A 17,302-nucleotide genomic window follows, 5' to 3' on the forward strand; every position below is an offset into this window, starting at 1 on the left:
TTTCAGCCGCCGCCCGGGTTTGTCAAGGCGGGAAAGATGCCTTGACAAACCCGACCGCCGCCTGAAGGGACAGCTGGGATGAGGGGCGGGGGAGGCCTGGTGACGTCGTTGGTTGCCTTGCGCTGCCGGCCGTCTGTTGCGTATTCGCCGTGCAAAGAAAAGCCCTCCGGTGTTTGCCGGAGGGCTTTTCCTTTGGGAATTCTCAGACGCGCTTGAACAGTAGTGCGCGCTTGACTTCCTGGATTGCCTTTGTCACCTGGATTCCGCGTGGGCAGGCGTCCGTGCAGTTGAACGTTGTTCGGCAGCGCCAAACACCCTCGCCGTCGTTCAGGATGTCCAACCGCTCCTCCGCTCCTTCGTCACGTGAGTCGAAGATGAAGCGGTGGGCGTTCACGATCGCCGCCGGGCCGAAGTATGATCCGTCGTTCCAGTACACCGGGCATGATGATGTGCAGCATGCGCACAGGATGCACTTCGTCGTGTCGTCGAAGCGGTCGCGGTCCGCCTGGGACTGGATGCGCTCGCGGGTCGGCTCGTTGCCGTACGTGATCAGGTACGGCTTGATTGCGCGGTACGCCTCGAAGAACGGGTCCATGTCGACGTACAGGTCCTTCAACGTCGTCAGGCCCTTGATCGGGGCGATCGTGATGACCGTCGGCTTGCCCGAGGAGGACAGCAGGTCCTTCATCAGGACCTTGCACGCCAGGCGGTTGATGCCGTTGATCTGCATCGCGTCGGAGCCGCACACGCCGTGGGCGCACGAACGGCGGAACGAGAACGTTCCGTCGATGTAGTCCTTCACGTAGAACAGCAGGTTCAGCAGGCGGTCGGTGCGCTGGGCCGGGACGTCGTAGGACTCCCAGTGCGGCTCCGAGTCCACCTCCGGGTTGAACCGGAGGATCTTCAGCGTGACCGTGATCGGCGTGTGGTCCGAGTCGGAAGACGAAGAGGAAGCAGGAGCTTCGGCAACGCTAGTCATCAGTACTTCCGCTCCATCGGCTCGTAGCGGGTGAAGGTGACCGGCTTGTAGTCCAGCCGGATGTCGGACGACAGACCCGAGCCCTGCTTGTAGGCCATGGTGTGCCGCATGAAGTTCGTGTCGTCGCGGGTCGGGTAGTCCTCGCGGGCGTGGCCGCCGCGGGACTCCTTGCGGGCGATCGCGCCCACGACCAGGACCTCGGCCAGCTCCAGGAGGAAGCCCAGCTCGACGGCCTCCAGGAGATCCGTGTTGTAGCGCTTGCCCTTGTCCGACACCGTGATCCGCTGGTACCGCTCCTTCAGCGCCTGGATGTCGGTCAGCGCCTGCTTCAGCGTGTCCTCGGTCCGGTACACCGACGCGTGGGAGTCCATCGTCTGCTGCATTTCCTTGCGGATGTCGGCGACGCGCTCGTCACCGTGCTCCGACAGCAGGCCCGCCAGCTGCTCCTCGACCAGCGTGGTCGGGTTCTCCGGCAGCTCGACGTGCTCGTGCGCCAGCGCGTACTCCGCCGCGGCGATGCCGGCGCGGCGGCCGAACACGTTGATGTCCAGCAGCGAGTTCGTGCCCAGGCGGTTCGAGCCGTGCACGGACACGCACGCGACCTCGCCCGCCGCGTAGAGACCCGGGATGACGTTCTCGTTGTCCCGCAGCGCTTCGCCGTGGATGTTGGTCGGGATGCCGCCCATGACGTAGTGGCACGTCGGGAACACGGGCACCGGCTCCTTGACCGGGTCGACGCCCAGGTAGGTCCGGGAGAACTCCATGATGTCCGGGAGCTTCGCGTTCAGCGTCTCCTCGGGGATGTGCGTGACGTCCAGGACGACGTAGTCCTTGTTCGGCCCACACCCCCGGCCCTGCAGCACTTCCTGCACCATCGAGCGCGCCACGATGTCACGCGGGGCGAGGTCCTTGATGGTGGGGGCGTAGCGCTCCATGAACCGCTCGCCGGACGCGTTGCGCAGGATCCCGCCCTCGCCGCGGACGGCCTCCGAGATGAGGATGCCCAGGCCCGCGAGGCCGGTCGGGTGGAACTGGAAGAACTCCATGTCCTCCAGCGGGAGGCCCTTGCGGAAGATGATGCCGAGGCCGTCACCGGTGAGGGTGTGCGCGTTCGACGTCGTCTTGAAGATCTTGCCCGCGCCGCCGGTGGCCATCACGATCGACTTCGCCTGGAAGACGTGCAGCTCGCCGGTGGCCAGCTCGTAGGCGACGACGCCGGAGGCGACCGGGTTGCCGTTCTCGTCCGGACTGGTCACCAGGTCGAGCACGTAGAACTCGTTGAAGAACTCCGTGCCGTACTTGACGCAGTTTTGGTACAGCGTCTGCAGGATCATGTGGCCGGTGCGGTCCGCGGCGTAGCAGGCGCGGCGCACCGCGGCCTTGCCGTGGTCACGCGTGTGACCGCCGAAGCGGCGCTGGTCGATCTTGCCCTCGGGCGTGCGGTTGAACGGCAGGCCCATCTTCTCGAGGTCGAGGACCGCGTCGATGGCCTCCTTCGCCATGATCTCGGCGGCGTCCTGGTCGACCAGGTAGTCGCCGCCCTTGATCGTGTCGAAGGTGTGCCACTCCCAGTTGTCCTCTTCGACGTTCGCCAGCGCGGCGCACATGCCGCCCTGGGCCGCGCCGGTGTGGGACCGGGTCGGGTAGAGCTTGGTGAGGACCGCGGTGCGGGCGCGCTGGCCGGACTCGATGGCCGCGCGCATCCCGGCGCCGCCGGCGCCGACGATCACCACGTCGTACTTGTGGAACTGCATGGTGGGAGGTCTCCGGACTCAGTTCGCGGGCATGTTCGGGTCGAACGTGAAGATCACCATCGTGCCGACGGCCAGGATCAGCACCATCGAGACGTAGAGCAGGATCTTCAGCCAGAACCGCGTGCTGTCCTTGCGGGCGTAGTCGTCGATGATCGTGCGCAGCCCGTTGCCGCCGTGGATCTCGGCGAGCCACAGCATGGCGAGGTCCCAGAACTGCCAGAACGGCGAGGCCCAGCGGCCGGCGACGAAGCCCCAGTTGATGCGGTGCACGCCGCCGTCGAGGATGTTCATGATCAGCAGGTGGCCGAGCACCAGGATGACCAGGATCAGCCCGGAGATCCGCATGAACAGCCAGCTGTAGAGCTCGAAGTTGCTCCGGCGGGCGGCGGGACGCTTCGGCGCGCGCGGGTTCGCGAGGGCGAGGTCGGCCATGTCAGTTACCCCCGAAGAGCGTTTCGACGGTGCGCTTCAGCATGAAGAAGGCACCGGGGACCATCACGACGACCCAGACGACGCCGATGACCCACAGCATCGCCTTCTGCAGCTTCGGGCCCTTCGACCAGAAGTCGACCAGCATGACGCGGATGCCGTTGAGCGCGTGGAACAGCACCGCGCCGACCAGGCCGACCTCCAGGAGGTTCACGATCGGCGTCTTGTAGGTCTCGATGACCTGGTCGTAGGTGTTCGGCGACACGCGCACCAGCGCGGTGTCGAGCACGTGCACGAACAGGAAGAAGAATGTGAGCACGCCGGTGATGCGGTGCAGGACCCAGGACCACATGCCCGGGTCACCCCGGTAGAAGGTCCCCTGCCGGCGTGAGGCACCCGCCCGATCGCTCGCCGCCGCCTCTGGGGCGGTGCTCGCCGTGGTGGACATCGGTGAACGGCCTCCAACGTCTGACTGTGCGCCCGGTGGCCGTGAGGTCCGCTGCCGCCGCGGGAACGGCGGCCGTGCCGAGATCAACGTCATCGAGCCTGGATGAATCGGATGCTAGACCCGCACCCGGAATGCGGCTCACCTCCGGGTTCCCCTCTGTGATGGACCAGACACCGGCACTCGCGCACCGCCACCCGGCGGTGTGGTGCAGCGCACTCGGCGGTGCGGCCGCTTTCCTCGTCCCGTTCACCGGTCATCTGACCTCTGTGGGATCTGATATCTCATGCGCTACGCCGAAAGGCTGGTGGTTTCCGTGTGTCATTGACCAACTGGGACGTCGTCCCTAGCGTCGCTCGGGCAAACATCGGATCTCTCACGATGGGGTGACGTTCTGGTGCGACGACTCGGCCTGGTGATCGCCGTCGCGGCCCTGCTGCCCGTGGTGTCGGTCACGCCCGCGCAGGCGCTGCCCGACGGCCTGGCGCTGACGCCGCCGATGGGCTTCAACAACTGGAACACCACGGGCTGCGCCGTGGACGAGCGGATCATCCGCGACACCGCCGACATCTTCGTCGACAAAGGACTCAAGGCCGCCGGTTACGAGTACGTCAACGTCGACGACTGCTGGGCCGAGCCGGCGCGCGACGCCGACGGGCGCATGCAGGCGAACAAGGCCCGGTTCCCGAGCGGCATGAAGGCGCTGGCGGACTACGTCCACGCGAAGGGCCTCAAGTTCGGCATCTACACCAGCGCGGGCACGCTGACCTGCGCCAAGACCCAGCCGGGTGCGCTCGATCACGAGGACGTCGACGCGCAGACGTTCGCGGACTGGGGGGTCGACTACCTCAAGTACGACAACTGCAACAACCAGGGCCGCCCCGCGCTGGAGCGCTACACGAAGATGCGCGACGCGCTGGAGAAGACGGGTCGCCCGATCGTGTACTCGCTGTGCGAGTGGGGCGAGAACAAGCCGTGGGAGTGGGGTGCCGACGTCGGCCACCTCTGGCGGACCACCGGCGACATCAAGGACAACTGGGCGAAGATGGTCCAGATCCTGAAGTCGAACGCGCCGCTGGCGCCCTTCGCCGGGCCGGGGCACTGGAACGATCCCGACATGCTCGAAGTGGGCAACGGCGGCATGACGACCGAGGAGTACCGCTCGCACTTCTCGCTGTGGGCGATGATGGCCGCGCCGCTGCTCATCGGGGCCGACCTGCGCAAGGTGTCGCCGGAGAACTTCGACGTCCTGCGCAACGCCGAGGTCATCGCGCTCGACCAGGACCGCCGCGGCGTCCAGGCCCGGGTGCTGTCCAACCAGGACGGACACTGGGTGTTCGCCAAACCTCTCGCCGACGGCGACGTCGCCGTCGCGTTGTTCAACGAGACGACGTCGAGCGCGACGATCGGCACCACCGTCGCCGCCGCCGGGCTGCCGCCGGCCGCCGGGTACACCGCGCGCGACCTCTGGGCCCACCGCGACCTGCAGACCGCGGGCCGGATCTCCGCGGTCGTCCCGCCGCACGCCACCGCCGTCTACCGGGTGCACGCGGGCGGCGCGTGGTGGCGCAACGCGCCGCTGGTGAGCACCGGCATCGAGGTCGCCGCGCCGGTGCCGGGCGTCCCGGGCGAGATCACGCCCGCCGGGAAACCCTTCGAGGTGACGGTGTCCGCGACCGACGAAGGCCGCGTGCCCGTGTTCGACCCGCGCGTCACGCTGACCGCGCCCGCGGGCTGGCGGGTGCAGCAGGTGGCGCGGCCGCGTGCTGTGGTGCTGGGGACCGGAGAGACCGCGGCCGGACGCTGGCGGGTGACCCCGCCGGCCGGCACCGAGGGCACGACGGCGGTGCTGCGCGGCGGCGTCACCTACCGCGCGCTCGGGTTCGGGCCGGTCACCTGGTCCGGTGAACAACAGCTGACCGTGCCGACGGCCCCGCCGACGGCGTCCGCGTGGGCCAGCGACCTGCGCTGGGCGGCGGAGAAGAACGGCTACGGCCCGGTCGAGCGGGACATGTCCAACGGCAGCATCCCGGCCGGCGACGGCAAGCCGCTGACCATCAACGGCGTCGTCTACCCGAAGGGCCTGGGGGCGCACGCGCCGAGCGAAGTCGTCTTCTACCTGGGCGGCCACTGCACGGCGTTCACCGCGGACGTCGGCGTCGACGACGAGCGCGAGGCGACGAACAAGCAGGGCTCGGCGACGTTCGAGGTCTACGCGGACGGCGTCCGGACGGTGGCCACCGGCGTGCGCACCTGGGAGGACCCGGCGCTGCCGCTGGCGGCGGACCTGCACGGGGCGCAGTACCTGCGGCTGGTCGTCACCGACGGCGGCGACGGGAACTCCTACGACCGCAGTGACTGGGCCGCCGCCCACCTCACCTGCGCCTGACCGGCTCGTGAGTGGAAAGGCGGGTTCTAACCCGCCTTTCCACTCACGAGCCGTCATCTCACAGAGTGACCGGGGCCGCCCACCCTTCGGTCAGTCCGGCACACTGAGTGACACGAAACGGCATTTTCGCCGTCCCGAAGCGGAACGACCCGCCAAAAGTCGGCTTCGGCCCGCCTGATGATCACGTTGGGTGTACATCCGGTCGCGCGCGCGACTCGTGAGTAAACGTTTGTGTTACGTAGCGTGCCTTTCCTATGGCGCATTCCTGTCCGCCGGGTACGGTCTGGCGGTCGACCCGGCAGTAGGGCCGGGCCGTGCCCTTGACCATCCGCTGGATCAGCGGGGAGGGAGACACACGTTGCGTCGCATGCGTGGAACCGCGCTGGCCGCCGCGGCCATGGCCGGGGTGCTCACCCTGGCCGGGTGCGCCAAGGATTCCGGCGGTGGTAGCAGCTCGAACAACACCGCGGCCTCGACGGGCGGTTCCGACTGCGTCACCGCGCAGAAGCCGCCCGCGGCGCCCGCCGCCGCCAGCAGCTCGGCCGCGGCCGGCGAGAAGGTCGACGGCAGCAAGCTGAAGATCGGCCTGGCCTTCGACGTCGGCGGCCGAGGTGACGCGTCCTTCAACGACGCCGCCGCCGCGGGCACCGACAAGGCGAAGTCCGACCTCGGCGTGACGACGGTGAACGAGAGCACCGCCTCCGCCAGCGAGGCCGAGTCGGCCAAGCAGCAGCGCCTCGAGCAGATGGCTTCGCAGGGCCTGAACCCGATCGTCGCGGTCGGCTTCGCCTACGCGGACTCGGTCAAGGCCGTCGCCGCCAAGTACCCGAACACCAAGTTCGCGATCGTCGACGACGACTCGATCACGCTGCCGAACGTCACGCCGCTGGTCTTCGCCGAGGAGCAGGGCTCGTTCCTGGCCGGCGTCGCCGCCGCGTACAAGAGCAAGAGCTGCCACGTCGGCTTCGTCGGCGGTGTCAACACCCCGCTGATCCAGAAGTTCGAGGCCGGCTTCCTGCAGGGCGCGAAGACGGTTTCGTCCAAGATCAAGATCGAGGACGAGTACCTGACCCCGGCCGGTGACTTCTCCGGGTTCCAGGACCCGCCGAAGGGCAACGCGAAGGCCGCGGCCGAGATCGCCAAGGGCGCGGACGTCATCTACCACGCCGCGGGCGCCTCGGGTAAGGGCGTCTTCGACGCCGCGAAGGCCGGGAACGCGCTGGCCATCGGCGTCGACTCCGACCAGTACAACCAGAAGACCGTCGCGGCCGACAAGGACGTCATCATCACGTCCATGCTCAAGCGCGTCGACGTCGCGGTGTTCGACTACATCCAGGCCGTCGCCAAGGGTGACCTGACCGTCCTGCCGAAGCGGTTCGACCTCAAGGTCGACGGCGTCGGCTACGCCACCTCCGGCGGCAAGGTCGACGACATCAAGGACGTCCTCGACGGGTACAAGGCCCAGATCATCTCGGGCGCGATCACCGTTTCGGACAAGCCGCAGAAGTAGCTCACAACGCGTCGGGGCTCGGAGGATCTCTCCTCCGGGCCCCTCACGCGTTTAACGAGATATGGAATTCTCCTGCCCATGAGCACAGCCGAGGCCCCGGCCGAGGCCGTCCCCGACCGGGGCGCCCCCGCCGTCCAGCTGACCGGGATCACCAAGCGCTTTCCCGGCGTGGTGGCCAACTCCGACGTCAACCTCACCGTCACCGCCGGCGAGGTGCACGCCATCTGTGGCGAGAACGGCGCCGGCAAGTCCACCCTGATGAAGATCCTGTACGGCATGCAGCCGCCGGACGAGGGCACCATCGCGATCAACGGCGAAGAGGTGCGGCTGCGCAACCCGCAGGACGCCATCCGCGCCGGCATCGGCATGGTGCACCAGCACTTCATGCTCGCCGACAACCTCACCGTCGGCGAGAACGTCTTCCTCGGCGCCGAGGGCCTGCACGGCATCGGCCGGGCCGCCCGCGCGCGGCTGGCCGAGCTCGCCGAGCGGACCGGCCTGCACGCCAAGCCGGAGACGCTGCTGGAGGAACTCGGCGTCGCCGACCGCCAGCGCGTCGAGATCGTCAAGGTGCTCTACCGCGGGGCGAAGATCATCATCCTGGACGAGCCCACCGCGGTGCTGGTCCCGCAGGAGGTCGACGCGCTCTTCGAGACCGTGCGGGAGATGAAGGACGGCGGCTACACGTTCCTCTTCATCTCGCACAAGCTCGACGAGGTCCGCGCGATCGCCGACACCGTCACGGTGATCCGGCGCGGCACCACCGTCGGCACCGCCGACCCGAAGACCATCACCTCCCGCCAGCTCGCGGAGATGATGGTCGGCTCGGAGCTGCCCAGCCCGGAGACCCGCGAGTCCACCGTCACCGACCGCGCCGTGCTGCGCCTGTCCGGGCTGACGCTGGGCGCCGAGGGCTCGGACCGCAACGCGCTCGACGACGTCTCCTTCACCGTGCACGCGGGCGAGGTGCTCGGCGTCGCCGGCGTCGAAGGCAACGGCCAGACCGAGCTCGTCGAGACGATCATGGGCATGCGCAAGCCGACCGGCGGCACGATCGAGCTGGTCGACGCCGACGGGCGTTCGAGGGACATCACCAAGGCGGGCACGCTGGCGCGGCGCGAGGCCGGCATCGGCTACATCGCCGAGGACCGCACGCGGCACAGCCTGCTGCTCACGCAACCGTTGTGGGTCAACCGGATCCTCGGCTACCAGACCCGCGAACCGGTCTCCAAGGGACAGCTGCTCGACATCGCCGGCGCCCGCGCCGACACCGAGCGGATCGTCCGCGACTACGACGTCCGGACGCCGGGCATCGACGTCCCGGCCGCGGCGCTTTCGGGCGGCAACCAGCAGAAGCTGATCGTCGGGCGCGAGCTGTCCGGCAACCCGGTGCTGCTGGTGGCTTCGCACCCGACCCGCGGGGTCGACGTCGGCGCGCAGGCGCTGATCTGGGAGCAGATCCGCCAGGCCCGCGCCGCCGGGCTCGCGGTGCTGCTGATCTCCGCCGACCTCGACGAGCTGATCGGCCTGTCCGACACGATCCGGGTCATGCTGCGCGGGCGCCTCGTCAGCGAGGCCGACCCCGCCACCGTGACCCCGCAGGAACTGGGCTCCGCGATGACCGGCGCGGGGGAGGGTGACGAAGAATGACGTCCTGGCGCACGAAACTGCTGCCACCGCTGCTGGCGATCGTCTTCGCCGTGCTGCTGTCGGCGATCGCGCTGATCATCTCCGGGGCCGACCCGCTGCAGGCGTACGGCACGATGATCGGCCAGATGTTCAAGGGCTCGACCGCGGTCGACACGGTGAACCTGGCGACCGTCTACTACCTGTCCGGGCTCGCGGTGGCCATCGGCTTCCAGATGAACCTGTTCAACATCGGTGTCGAAGGTCAGTACCGCTTCGCCGCCGTCGTCGCCGCCATCGCCGGCGGCGCGATGAAGCTGCCGCCGGTCATCCACGTCATCGCGATCCTGGTGGTCGCGGTCGTGGCGGGCATGGCCTACGCGGCGGTCCCGGCGATCCTCAAGGTGACCCGCGGGGTCAGCGAGGTCATCTCGACGATCATGCTCAACGCGATCGTCGCCGGCATCATCGCCTTCCTCATCAACGCCGACCAGTTCGGCGTGCAGCGGGGCAACAACATCGGCACCCGCGTGATCGAGCCGTCCGGCCGGATCCCGGGCATCCCGCTCGGCTCGGGCACGCTGTTCGGGTTCGTCGTCATCGCCGCGCTCATCGGCGGCGCCTACTGGTTCATGCTCAACCGCACCCGGTTCGGCTTCGAGCTCAAGGCGTCCGGCGAGTCCACCACCGCGGCCGCCGCGGGCGGGGTCAGCGCGAAGAAGATGACGCTGATCGCGATGCTGCTCTCCGGTGGCGTCGCCGGCCTGGTCGCGATGCCGGAACTGCTCGGCCGCGACTACAGCTACGGCATCACCGCGACCCAGATGTACGGCTTCACCGGCATCGCGGTCGCGCTGCTCGGCCGCAACCACCCCGGCGGCATCGCGCTCGGCGCGCTGCTGTGGGCGTTCCTCGACACCTCCGCGGTGTCGCTGGAGCAGATCAACGTGTCCAAGGAGATCGCGACGATCATGCAGGGCATCATCGTGCTGTCGGTCGTCGTGGCGTACGAGATCGTGCGGCGCGCCGACCTCGCGGCCGAACAACGCAGGGTGGGCCGCGCACTCGCCGGCCGCAAGGGTTCCACGGTCGCCGAAGGGGGTGCGGTGTGATCACCGACGTCGCTCCCGAATCCGGCTCGACCATGCCGGTGCAGCGTCAGCGCCGGGGCCGGATCCCCGGCTGGCTGCGCGGGGTCATCTGGGCCGTGGTCGCCATCGCCGTCGTCTCGACGGCGTCCTACTCCACCGGCGTCGCCGCGCTGACGTCGTCGAACACCGCGTCGACGGCGTTGCGCCTGGCGCTGCCGATCCTGCTCTGCGCGCTGGGTGGCCTCTGGGCCGAGCGCGCGGGCGTGGTCAACATCGGGCTCGAGGGCATGATGATCCTCGGGACCTGGGGCGCCGCCTGGGGTTCGTACAACGGCGGCGTGTGGGCCGGGCTGATCTCCGCGATCGTGTTCGGCGCGCTGGGCGGCCTGCTGCACGCGGTGGCGACGGTGACGTTCAACGTCAACCACATCGTCTCCGGTGTCGCGATCAACCTGCTCGGCCTGGGTGTCACGAAGTACCTGGCGAACCTGATCTTCGCGCCGATCTCCGGCAACCCGCGGCAGTCGCCGGTGGTGCCGAAGTTCGACACCTACTCGGCGAGCGGCCTCTCGGACTGGCTCGGTGACCTGGAGAAGGAGCAGCGCGTCGGCATCTCCGACGTCGCCGGCATCCTGCGCGGCCTGGTCACCGAGGTGGCGCCGCTGACGATGATCGCGATCATCCTGGTGCCGGTGAGCTTCTGGATCCTCTGGCGGACGCGGTTCGGCCTGCGGCTGCGCTCGTGCGGCGAGAACCCGGTGGCGGCCGAGTCGCTCGGCGTCAACGTCTACCTGCACAAGTACGTCGCCGTGATCATCTCCGGCGCCTTCGCCGGCATGGGTGGCGCCTCGCTGGTGCTGCTGCGCGGCGGCGCGGACTACCTGGAGAACCAGACGAACGGCCGCGGGTACATCGGCCTCGCGGCGATGATCTTCGGCAACTGGCGGCCGGGCGGCCTGCTCGGCGGCGCGGCGCTGTTCGGCTACGCGGACGGCCTGCAGCTGGCCGGCGGCGGGGAAGCGGTGCTCGCCCTGCTGTACGGCGCGGTGATCCTGGTCGCCGTGATCGTCGTCGTGCAGCTGTTCCGGCGGCAGTGGATCGCGGCCGGGCTCGGCGTCGTGGGCGCCGGGGTGCTGTACGCGATCTACTGGGCCAACGACACGCTGCCGTCGGACCTGATCCCGTACACCGCGCACTTCGTGACGCTGATCGTGCTGGCGGTCGCCTCGCAACGGCTGCGGCCGCCGAAGGCCGACGGGCAGCCGTACCGGCGAGGGGAAGACTGATGTCCACAGTAGACTGGGATGCACTGCGTTCCCAGGCGATCGAAGCGGCTTCCCATGCGTACGCGCCTTATTCGGGGCTGCACGTCGGGGTCGCCGGGATCGTCGACGACGGCCGGGTCGTGACCGGGTGCAACGTCGAGAACGCCTCCTACGGGCTCGGGCTGTGCGCCGAGTGCACGATGGCCGGGCAGCTGCGGCTGTCCGGCGGGGGTCGTCTGGTCGCCGTCGCCTGCCGTTCCGGTGCCGGTGACCTGCTGATGCCGTGCGGGCGCTGCCGGCAGATCCTGTTCGAGCTGGGCGGCGCGGCTTGTTTGGTGGACACGCCGAGCGGGATCCTGCCGATGTCCGACGTCCTGCCGGACGCCTTCGGCCCGGACGACCTCCCGTGAGCGCGTTCGCGGCGGTCGACGTCATCCGGACGAAACGGGACGGTGGCGCGCTTTCCGACGAGCAGATCGACTGGGTCGTCGACGCCTACACCCGTGGTGACGTGGCCGAAGAGCAGATGTCGGCGCTGGCCATGGCGATCTTCCTGCGGGGGATGACCTCGGCGGAGATCTCGCGGTGGACGCACGCGATGATCGCTTCTGGTGAGCGGCTGTCATTGGACGTCTCCCGGCCGACGGTGGACAAGCACTCGACGGGCGGGGTCGGCGACAAGATCACGCTGCCGCTGGCGCCGCTGGTGGCGGCGTGCGGCGCGGCGGTGCCGCAGCTGTCCGGGCGCGGGCTCGGCCACACCGGCGGGACGCTCGACAAGCTGGAGTCGATCCCGGGCTGGCGGGCTTCCCTGTCCACGTCGGAGATCTTGGCCCAGTTGGAGGACGTCGGCGCGGTGGTCTGCGCGGCGACGTCCGGGCTGGCGCCGGCGGACAAGAAGCTGTACGCGCTGCGGGACGTGACGTCCACAGTGGAGTCGATCCCGCTGATCGCCAGCTCGATCATGAGCAAGAAGATCGCGGAAGGCGCGTCCGGGCTCGTCCTGGACGTGAAGTTCGGGTCGGGCGCGTTCATGAAGTCGCTTGACCAAGCCCGCTCGCTGGCGGCCGCGTTGACGTCGATCGGCGCCGACCACGGCGTCCCGACGACGGCCTTGCTGACCGACATGAACGTCCCGCTCGGGCGGGCGGTCGGGAACGCGGTGGAGGTCGCGGAGTCGGTCGACGTGCTCCGGGGCGGTGGGCCTGCGGACGTGGTCGCGCTGACGGTAGCTCTGGCCCGGGAGATGCTGGCCCTCGCGGGCCTCGACGTGGACCCGGCGGCGGTGCTGGCGTCGGGTGAGGCGTACGAGGTGTGGTGCCGGATGATCTCGGCCCAGGGTGGCGACCCCTCGGCGCCGCTGCCGACGCCTGCGCACGTCCACACGGTCGTCGCGCCTTCGTCGGGCGTGCTGGCTTCCCTGGACGCGTACGCGGTGGGCGTCGCGGCGTGGCGGCTGGGCGCGGGCCGGGCCCGCAAGGAGGACCCGGTCCAGGCCGCGGCAGGCATCCTGTGCCTGGCGAAGCCGGGCGACACGGTCTCCGAGGGCGAGCCCCTGCTGGAACTGCACACGGACACGCCCGACGCGGTCCCGGCAGCCTTGGCGGCGCTCGAAGGCGGGTTCTCGATCGCCGCCTCCGCACCCGAGCCGGGCCCGATCGTCGTGGAGACGATCCGCGCCGAGATGTGACGATCGTCGCGAAGATGATCACCCGTCCGAGTGACTTGCTTCCCGGGGTGACCAGACCCGAGCCGCCCGGAACTGTCGGTGGTGCTCGGTAAGCTGGAAGACGGGGGGGCGGCGCCCACCCCGAGCACGAAAAGGCCCCCGCCGGGATCCGGCGGGGGCCTTTCTCACGCGTGAGCCCTACTCCGTGGCCTCTTCGGCGCCCTCGGGCTTGGCCTTCGCGTCGGCCGGCTTGGGCGCGCGGCCGTTGCGGGAGCTGCGGCGCGGCTGGCGCGGGGCCGGCGGGGGCGGGGCGATCTGCTGCACGGCCGGGCCGCCGCCGAGCATCAGCTCCGCGAACGTCGCCATCGCCTCGTCGAGCTGGCCGCCGATGCGGCGGACGCTCTCGTCGTTGCTCTTGCGGACCAGCGTGTCCACCGAGTCGGTGTCCGGCTGCTTGGACAGCGTGCCCTCGACCTTCGACAGCCCCGCCTTGAGCGCGCCGTCGAGGTCGCCGATGCCCGACAGGAAGCCGTCCTCCACCTTGTCGAGGCGGGAGGCCAGGTCGTCCAGGCGGGTGGTGACCGTTTCGAGCCGGTTGCCCAGGTTCTCCAGCCGGTCGGACGCGTCGATCATCTCGCCGGTCTCGGTCAGCGCGACCTTGAGCGCCTCGGTGTTGGCGTCGATCCGCTCGTGCGTCGTGCGGCCCAGCTCGCCGACCCGCTCCTGCGTGACCCGGCTGAGCTCGTCGACCTTGCCGCGCAGCTCGTGGTCCGTCGCGTCGACGCGCTCGCGCAGCGTCGACTCGGCCTGCTCGATCCGCTCGCGGACCGGGCCGTGCACCGACTGCGGCAGCGACTCGAGCTTCGCGTCCTGCTTGTCGAGGTGGCCGCCGAGCTCGTCGAGCCGGCGGTGGATGTTCTGGAGCTTGTCCTCGAGCCCGTCCATCCGGCCGGCGACGCCCTCGAAGCGGGCGGCGACGCCGTCGAGCCGGCCGTCGAGCTGCGCGAAGGGCTTGGCGAGCTTGTCGACGATGCTCTCGACGGCGCGGGTCAGCGCGGCGATCGCGTTGTCCTGGGCCTCGAGGCGGGACATCGTCTCGTCGAGGCGCTCGGCCAGGACGCTGACCTCGGTGCGGTCGGGCATCTCGGACAGCCGCTTGCGGACCGCGCCCAGCGAGTCCACCGGCGCGAGGCGGGCGTAGATGTCGTCGAGCGCGTCGAAGATCTGCTGCTGCTCGCTCTCACGCACTTCGGCCGCGCGCACCAGCATGTTGCGCATCCGGTCGAAGGACGGGGCGGCAATGTGGTTGTCAGTGGTCACTGCTGTGTGTCCTTCGTCGGCGGGGAAATGGAGGGACGTGCCACGAAGCTTATCGATTGCAAAAATTGCTGTCTGTATGGCCCCCGTGAAGAGGCTATTGCGGAGGCTGCCCCCGGATGGCCGATTCGGGACCTGATCCTCGACGCTGAGGGTTAGCCCGAGCCTGAGACTTACGGCCATGTAGGGGAATGACAACGAGGTTACCGTTGGGGGATGCCTGACGAAAGCCCTGTTCTGCCCATCGAGACACTCCGCCGCGCGCCCAAGGTGCTGCTGCACGACCACCTCGACGGCGGCCTGCGCCCGGCCACCGTCGCCGAGCTCGCCGACGAGACCGGTTACGCCGGTCTGCCCACCACCGACCCGGCCGAGCTGGGCACCTGGTTCCGCCGAGCGGCCGACTCCGGCTCACTCGTTTCCTACCTCGAGACCTTCGCGCACACGTGCGGAGTGATGCAAACGGAGGAAGCGCTGGTCAGGGTCGCCGCGGAGGCGGTCGAGGACCTGGCCGCCGACGGCGTCGTCTACGCCGAGGTGCGCTACGCACCGGAGTTGTTCGTCGAACGCGGATTGTCACTCGATGCGGTGGTCGAGGCTGTCCAGGCGGGGTTCACGGAGGGCACCCGGCGGGTGGCCGCGAACGGCGGCAGCATCCGCGTCGGGACGTTGCTCTGCGCGATGCGCCAGCACGCCCGTGCCCTCGAGATCGCGAACCTGGCCGTCCGCTACCGCGACGTCGGCGTCGTGGGGTTCGACATCGCCGGTCCCGAGGACGGATTCCCGCCGACCCGCAATCTCGACGCGTTCGAGTATTTGCGCCAGAACAATGCGCATTTCACCATTCACGCCGGCGAAGCCTTCGGTTTGCCGTCCATTTGGGAAGCGATTCAGCACTGCGGCGCCGAGCGGCTCGGGCACGGCGTGCGCATCGCGGAGGACATCAAGACCGACGCGGACGGCACGGTCCACCTTGGACGGTTGGCCGCGTACGTCCGCGACCGCCGCATCCCGCTGGAGATCTGCCCGACGTCGAACGTCCAAACAGGCACGGTCCGCTCGATCGCCGAGCACCCGCTCGCCCTGCTCAAGCGGCTGCGCTTCCGGGTGACCGTGAACACGGACAACCGGCTGATGAGCGGATGCACGATGACCAGCGAATTCGCCGCGCTGCACGAGACGTTCGGCTATGGTATCGACGACTTCCGCTGGTTCACGATCAACGCGATGAAATCCGCGTTCATCGATTTCGACGCCCGGCTCGCGCTGATCGACGACGTCATCAAGCCCGGGTACGCCGCGCTCGCCTGACCTTCCCCGCTTCGGACCGCAACGTGCTTGCGGTCCTTAGCCATGCCAACTATCGTTCACTATATAGGAAGTGATTCTCAAATAATGAGACGGTGAGGACGATGGCGCAGGTCGCGAGCGGTGTCGGTGAGCAGCTTTCGTCGAGTCGGCGCCGGTGGCTCATCCTCGCGCTCGGCCTCGCCGCGCAGACCGCGAGCTGCTCGTTCCTGTACGGCATCCCGTTCCTGGTCCCGGCCATGCGCGCGGCCGAGGGGCTGACGCTGGCCGAGGCGGGCACGGTCGTGGCGGCCCCGAGCATCGGCCTGCTGTTCACCCTGATCGTGTGGGGCGCGGCTGCGGACCGTTACGGAGAGCGTCTCATCATGGCCCTCGGCCTGGGCGTCTCAGGGTTACTCCTGGTGTACGCCGGGGTAGGAAATCACCCGGTCGAGCTCCTCTTTGGGGTGTTTTTGGCGGCGGGCGCCTGTACGGCCTCGGTGAACGCGGCGAGCGGTCGCGTCGTGATGGGCTGGTTCGCGAAGTCCGAGCGGGGCGTGGCGATGGGGATCCGCCAGACGGCCCAGCCGCTGGGCGTGGGCGTCGCGGCGCTGGGGTTGCCCCCGCTGGCGGCGCACTTCGGCTTCCGGACGGCGATCCTGCTGCCGGCCGGGCTGGCGATCGTCGTGGCGCTGCTGGTGGCGTGGCTGGTGACGGACCCGCCGCGGCCGCCGCTGGTCGCCGGGGAGAGGCCGCCTTCGCCGTACCGGCACGCGGCGCTGTGGCGGGTGCACGGGGCGAGCGCGCTGCTGGTGGTGCCGCAGTTCGCGGTGTCGGCGTTCGCGCCGGTGTACCTGGTGGCGGTCCAGCACTGGAGCCCGCTGGCGGCGGGCTGGTACCTGGCGGTGGTCCAGGTGCTGGGCGCGTGCGGCCGGCTCGGGTCGGGCTGGTGGTCGGACCGGGTGGGCAGCCGCCTGCGCCCGATGCGGGTCTTGGCCGTGCTGAGCTGCCTGGTCATGCTGCTGGTGGCGCTGGGGGACGCTTCCTGGCCGTGGCTGGTGCTGCTGGCTTTGGCCTCGGCCGGGATCATCACGGTCGCCGACAACGGCCTCGGCTTCACGGCCTCGGCGGAGCTGGCGGGCCTGGCGTGGTCGGGCCGCGCGATGGGAACGCAGAACACGGCCCAGAACGTGGCGGCCTCCCTGACCCCGCCGCTGCTGGGCCTGGTGATCGGCGACAGCCGGTACGCCCTGGCCTTCTGCGTGGCGGCGGTGTTCCCGGCCCTGGCGGTGCTGGTGGTCCCGACCCGAGCGGAGCACCCCTGACCCCGTGCCGTCAGCCACGCGTGATGCCCGCTGGGTCACGCGAGCCGACGCTCCAGGCACGCGAGCCGACGGTCCACGCACGCGAGCCGACCGTTCAGGCACGCGAGCCGACGCTCCAGGCACGTGGGCCGACCGTTCAGGCACGCGAGCCGACCGTCCAGGCACGTGGGCCGACCGTTCAGGCACGCGAGCCGACCGTCCGGGTACGCGAGCCGA

Annotated in this window: 14 protein-coding genes; 9 read left to right on the forward strand and 5 right to left on the reverse strand. The window is 69.5% G+C overall.

Annotation, left to right across the window (positions count from 1 at the left end; genetic code table 11):
* Window positions 1-202: 202 nt before the first annotated feature.
* Genes ABZW17_RS44095 through sdhC form a run of 4 tightly spaced genes read right to left on the reverse strand, consistent with a single transcriptional unit; the run spans window position 203 to window position 3,610 of the window.
* On the reverse strand, window positions 203-979 hold the full coding sequence (locus tag ABZW17_RS44095; protein WP_354828149.1) for a succinate dehydrogenase iron-sulfur subunit: 777 nt from the start codon (window positions 977-979) through the stop codon (window positions 203-205).
* Window positions 979-2,733 (reverse strand): succinate dehydrogenase flavoprotein subunit, encoded by a 1,755-nt coding sequence (sdhA, locus tag ABZW17_RS44100; RefSeq protein WP_354828151.1) that lies wholly within the window; start codon window positions 2,731-2,733, stop codon window positions 979-981. Before sdhA ends, ABZW17_RS44095 begins: the two co-directional genes overlap by 1 nt.
* 18 nt (window positions 2,734-2,751) lie before the next feature.
* Entirely contained in the window at window positions 2,752-3,165 is a 414-nt protein-coding gene (locus ABZW17_RS44105; RefSeq protein ID WP_354828154.1) for a succinate dehydrogenase hydrophobic membrane anchor subunit, read from the reverse strand.
* A 1-nt stretch (window position 3,166) separates the two neighbouring features.
* Window positions 3,167-3,610, reverse strand: coding sequence for a succinate dehydrogenase, cytochrome b556 subunit (gene sdhC, locus ABZW17_RS44110; RefSeq protein ID WP_354828157.1), 444 nt, complete (start codon window positions 3,608-3,610; stop codon window positions 3,167-3,169).
* Window positions 3,611-4,022: 412 nt separating this feature from the next.
* Here sdhC and ABZW17_RS44115 point away from each other — a divergent pair, with 412 nt between their 5' ends.
* From ABZW17_RS44115 to ABZW17_RS44145, 7 genes are all read left to right on the forward strand, one after another.
* The gene (locus ABZW17_RS44115; RefSeq protein WP_354828202.1) at window positions 4,023-5,996 is read left to right on the forward strand and encodes an NPCBM/NEW2 domain-containing protein; all 1,974 of its coding nucleotides are present in this window, start codon (window positions 4,023-4,025) and stop codon (window positions 5,994-5,996) included.
* Between the two features lie 367 nt (window positions 5,997-6,363).
* A complete protein-coding gene (locus ABZW17_RS44120; protein WP_354828160.1) occupies window positions 6,364-7,506 on the forward strand; it encodes a BMP family ABC transporter substrate-binding protein in 1,143 nt (380 codons plus the stop codon).
* Between the two features lie 78 nt (window positions 7,507-7,584).
* Window positions 7,585-9,156, forward strand: a complete 1,572-nt coding sequence (locus tag ABZW17_RS44125; RefSeq protein ID WP_354828163.1) for an ABC transporter ATP-binding protein — start codon at window positions 7,585-7,587, stop codon at window positions 9,154-9,156.
* The gene (locus ABZW17_RS44130; protein ID WP_354828165.1) at window positions 9,153-10,244 is read left to right on the forward strand and encodes an ABC transporter permease; all 1,092 of its coding nucleotides are present in this window, start codon (window positions 9,153-9,155) and stop codon (window positions 10,242-10,244) included. The genes ABZW17_RS44125 and ABZW17_RS44130 overlap by 4 nt, the downstream gene beginning before the upstream one ends.
* 32 nt (window positions 10,245-10,276) lie before the next feature.
* Complete coding sequence (locus ABZW17_RS44135) at window positions 10,277-11,509, forward strand: ABC transporter permease (RefSeq protein ID WP_354828204.1); 1,233 nt, start codon at window positions 10,277-10,279, stop codon at window positions 11,507-11,509.
* A complete protein-coding gene (locus ABZW17_RS44140) occupies window positions 11,509-11,898 on the forward strand; it encodes a cytidine deaminase (protein WP_354828168.1) in 390 nt (129 codons plus the stop codon). The genes ABZW17_RS44135 and ABZW17_RS44140 overlap by 1 nt, the downstream gene beginning before the upstream one ends.
* Window positions 11,895-13,178 (forward strand): thymidine phosphorylase, encoded by a 1,284-nt coding sequence (locus tag ABZW17_RS44145; RefSeq protein WP_354828170.1) that lies wholly within the window; start codon window positions 11,895-11,897, stop codon window positions 13,176-13,178. The genes ABZW17_RS44140 and ABZW17_RS44145 overlap by 4 nt, the downstream gene beginning before the upstream one ends.
* A gap of 177 nt (window positions 13,179-13,355) precedes the next feature.
* Here ABZW17_RS44145 and ABZW17_RS44150 read toward each other — a convergent pair whose 3' ends face one another.
* Window positions 13,356-14,477: a PA containing protein gene (locus ABZW17_RS44150; protein ID WP_354828172.1), complete on the reverse strand. Its 1,122-nt coding sequence runs from the start codon at window positions 14,475-14,477 to the stop codon at window positions 13,356-13,358.
* A gap of 213 nt (window positions 14,478-14,690) precedes the next feature.
* Here ABZW17_RS44150 and ABZW17_RS44155 point away from each other — a divergent pair, with 213 nt between their 5' ends.
* Both ABZW17_RS44155 and ABZW17_RS44160 read left to right on the forward strand, forming a co-directional pair.
* On the forward strand, window positions 14,691-15,785 hold the full coding sequence (locus ABZW17_RS44155; RefSeq protein WP_354828175.1) for an adenosine deaminase: 1,095 nt from the start codon (window positions 14,691-14,693) through the stop codon (window positions 15,783-15,785).
* Between the two features lie 101 nt (window positions 15,786-15,886).
* Window positions 15,887-17,086, forward strand: coding sequence for an MFS transporter (locus ABZW17_RS44160; RefSeq protein WP_354828207.1), 1,200 nt, complete (start codon window positions 15,887-15,889; stop codon window positions 17,084-17,086).
* Window positions 17,087-17,302: the final 216 nt, after the last annotated feature.

The organism is Amycolatopsis sp. NPDC004625, from assembly GCF_040609695.1.
Lineage (GTDB): Bacteria > Actinomycetota > Actinomycetes > Mycobacteriales > Pseudonocardiaceae > Amycolatopsis.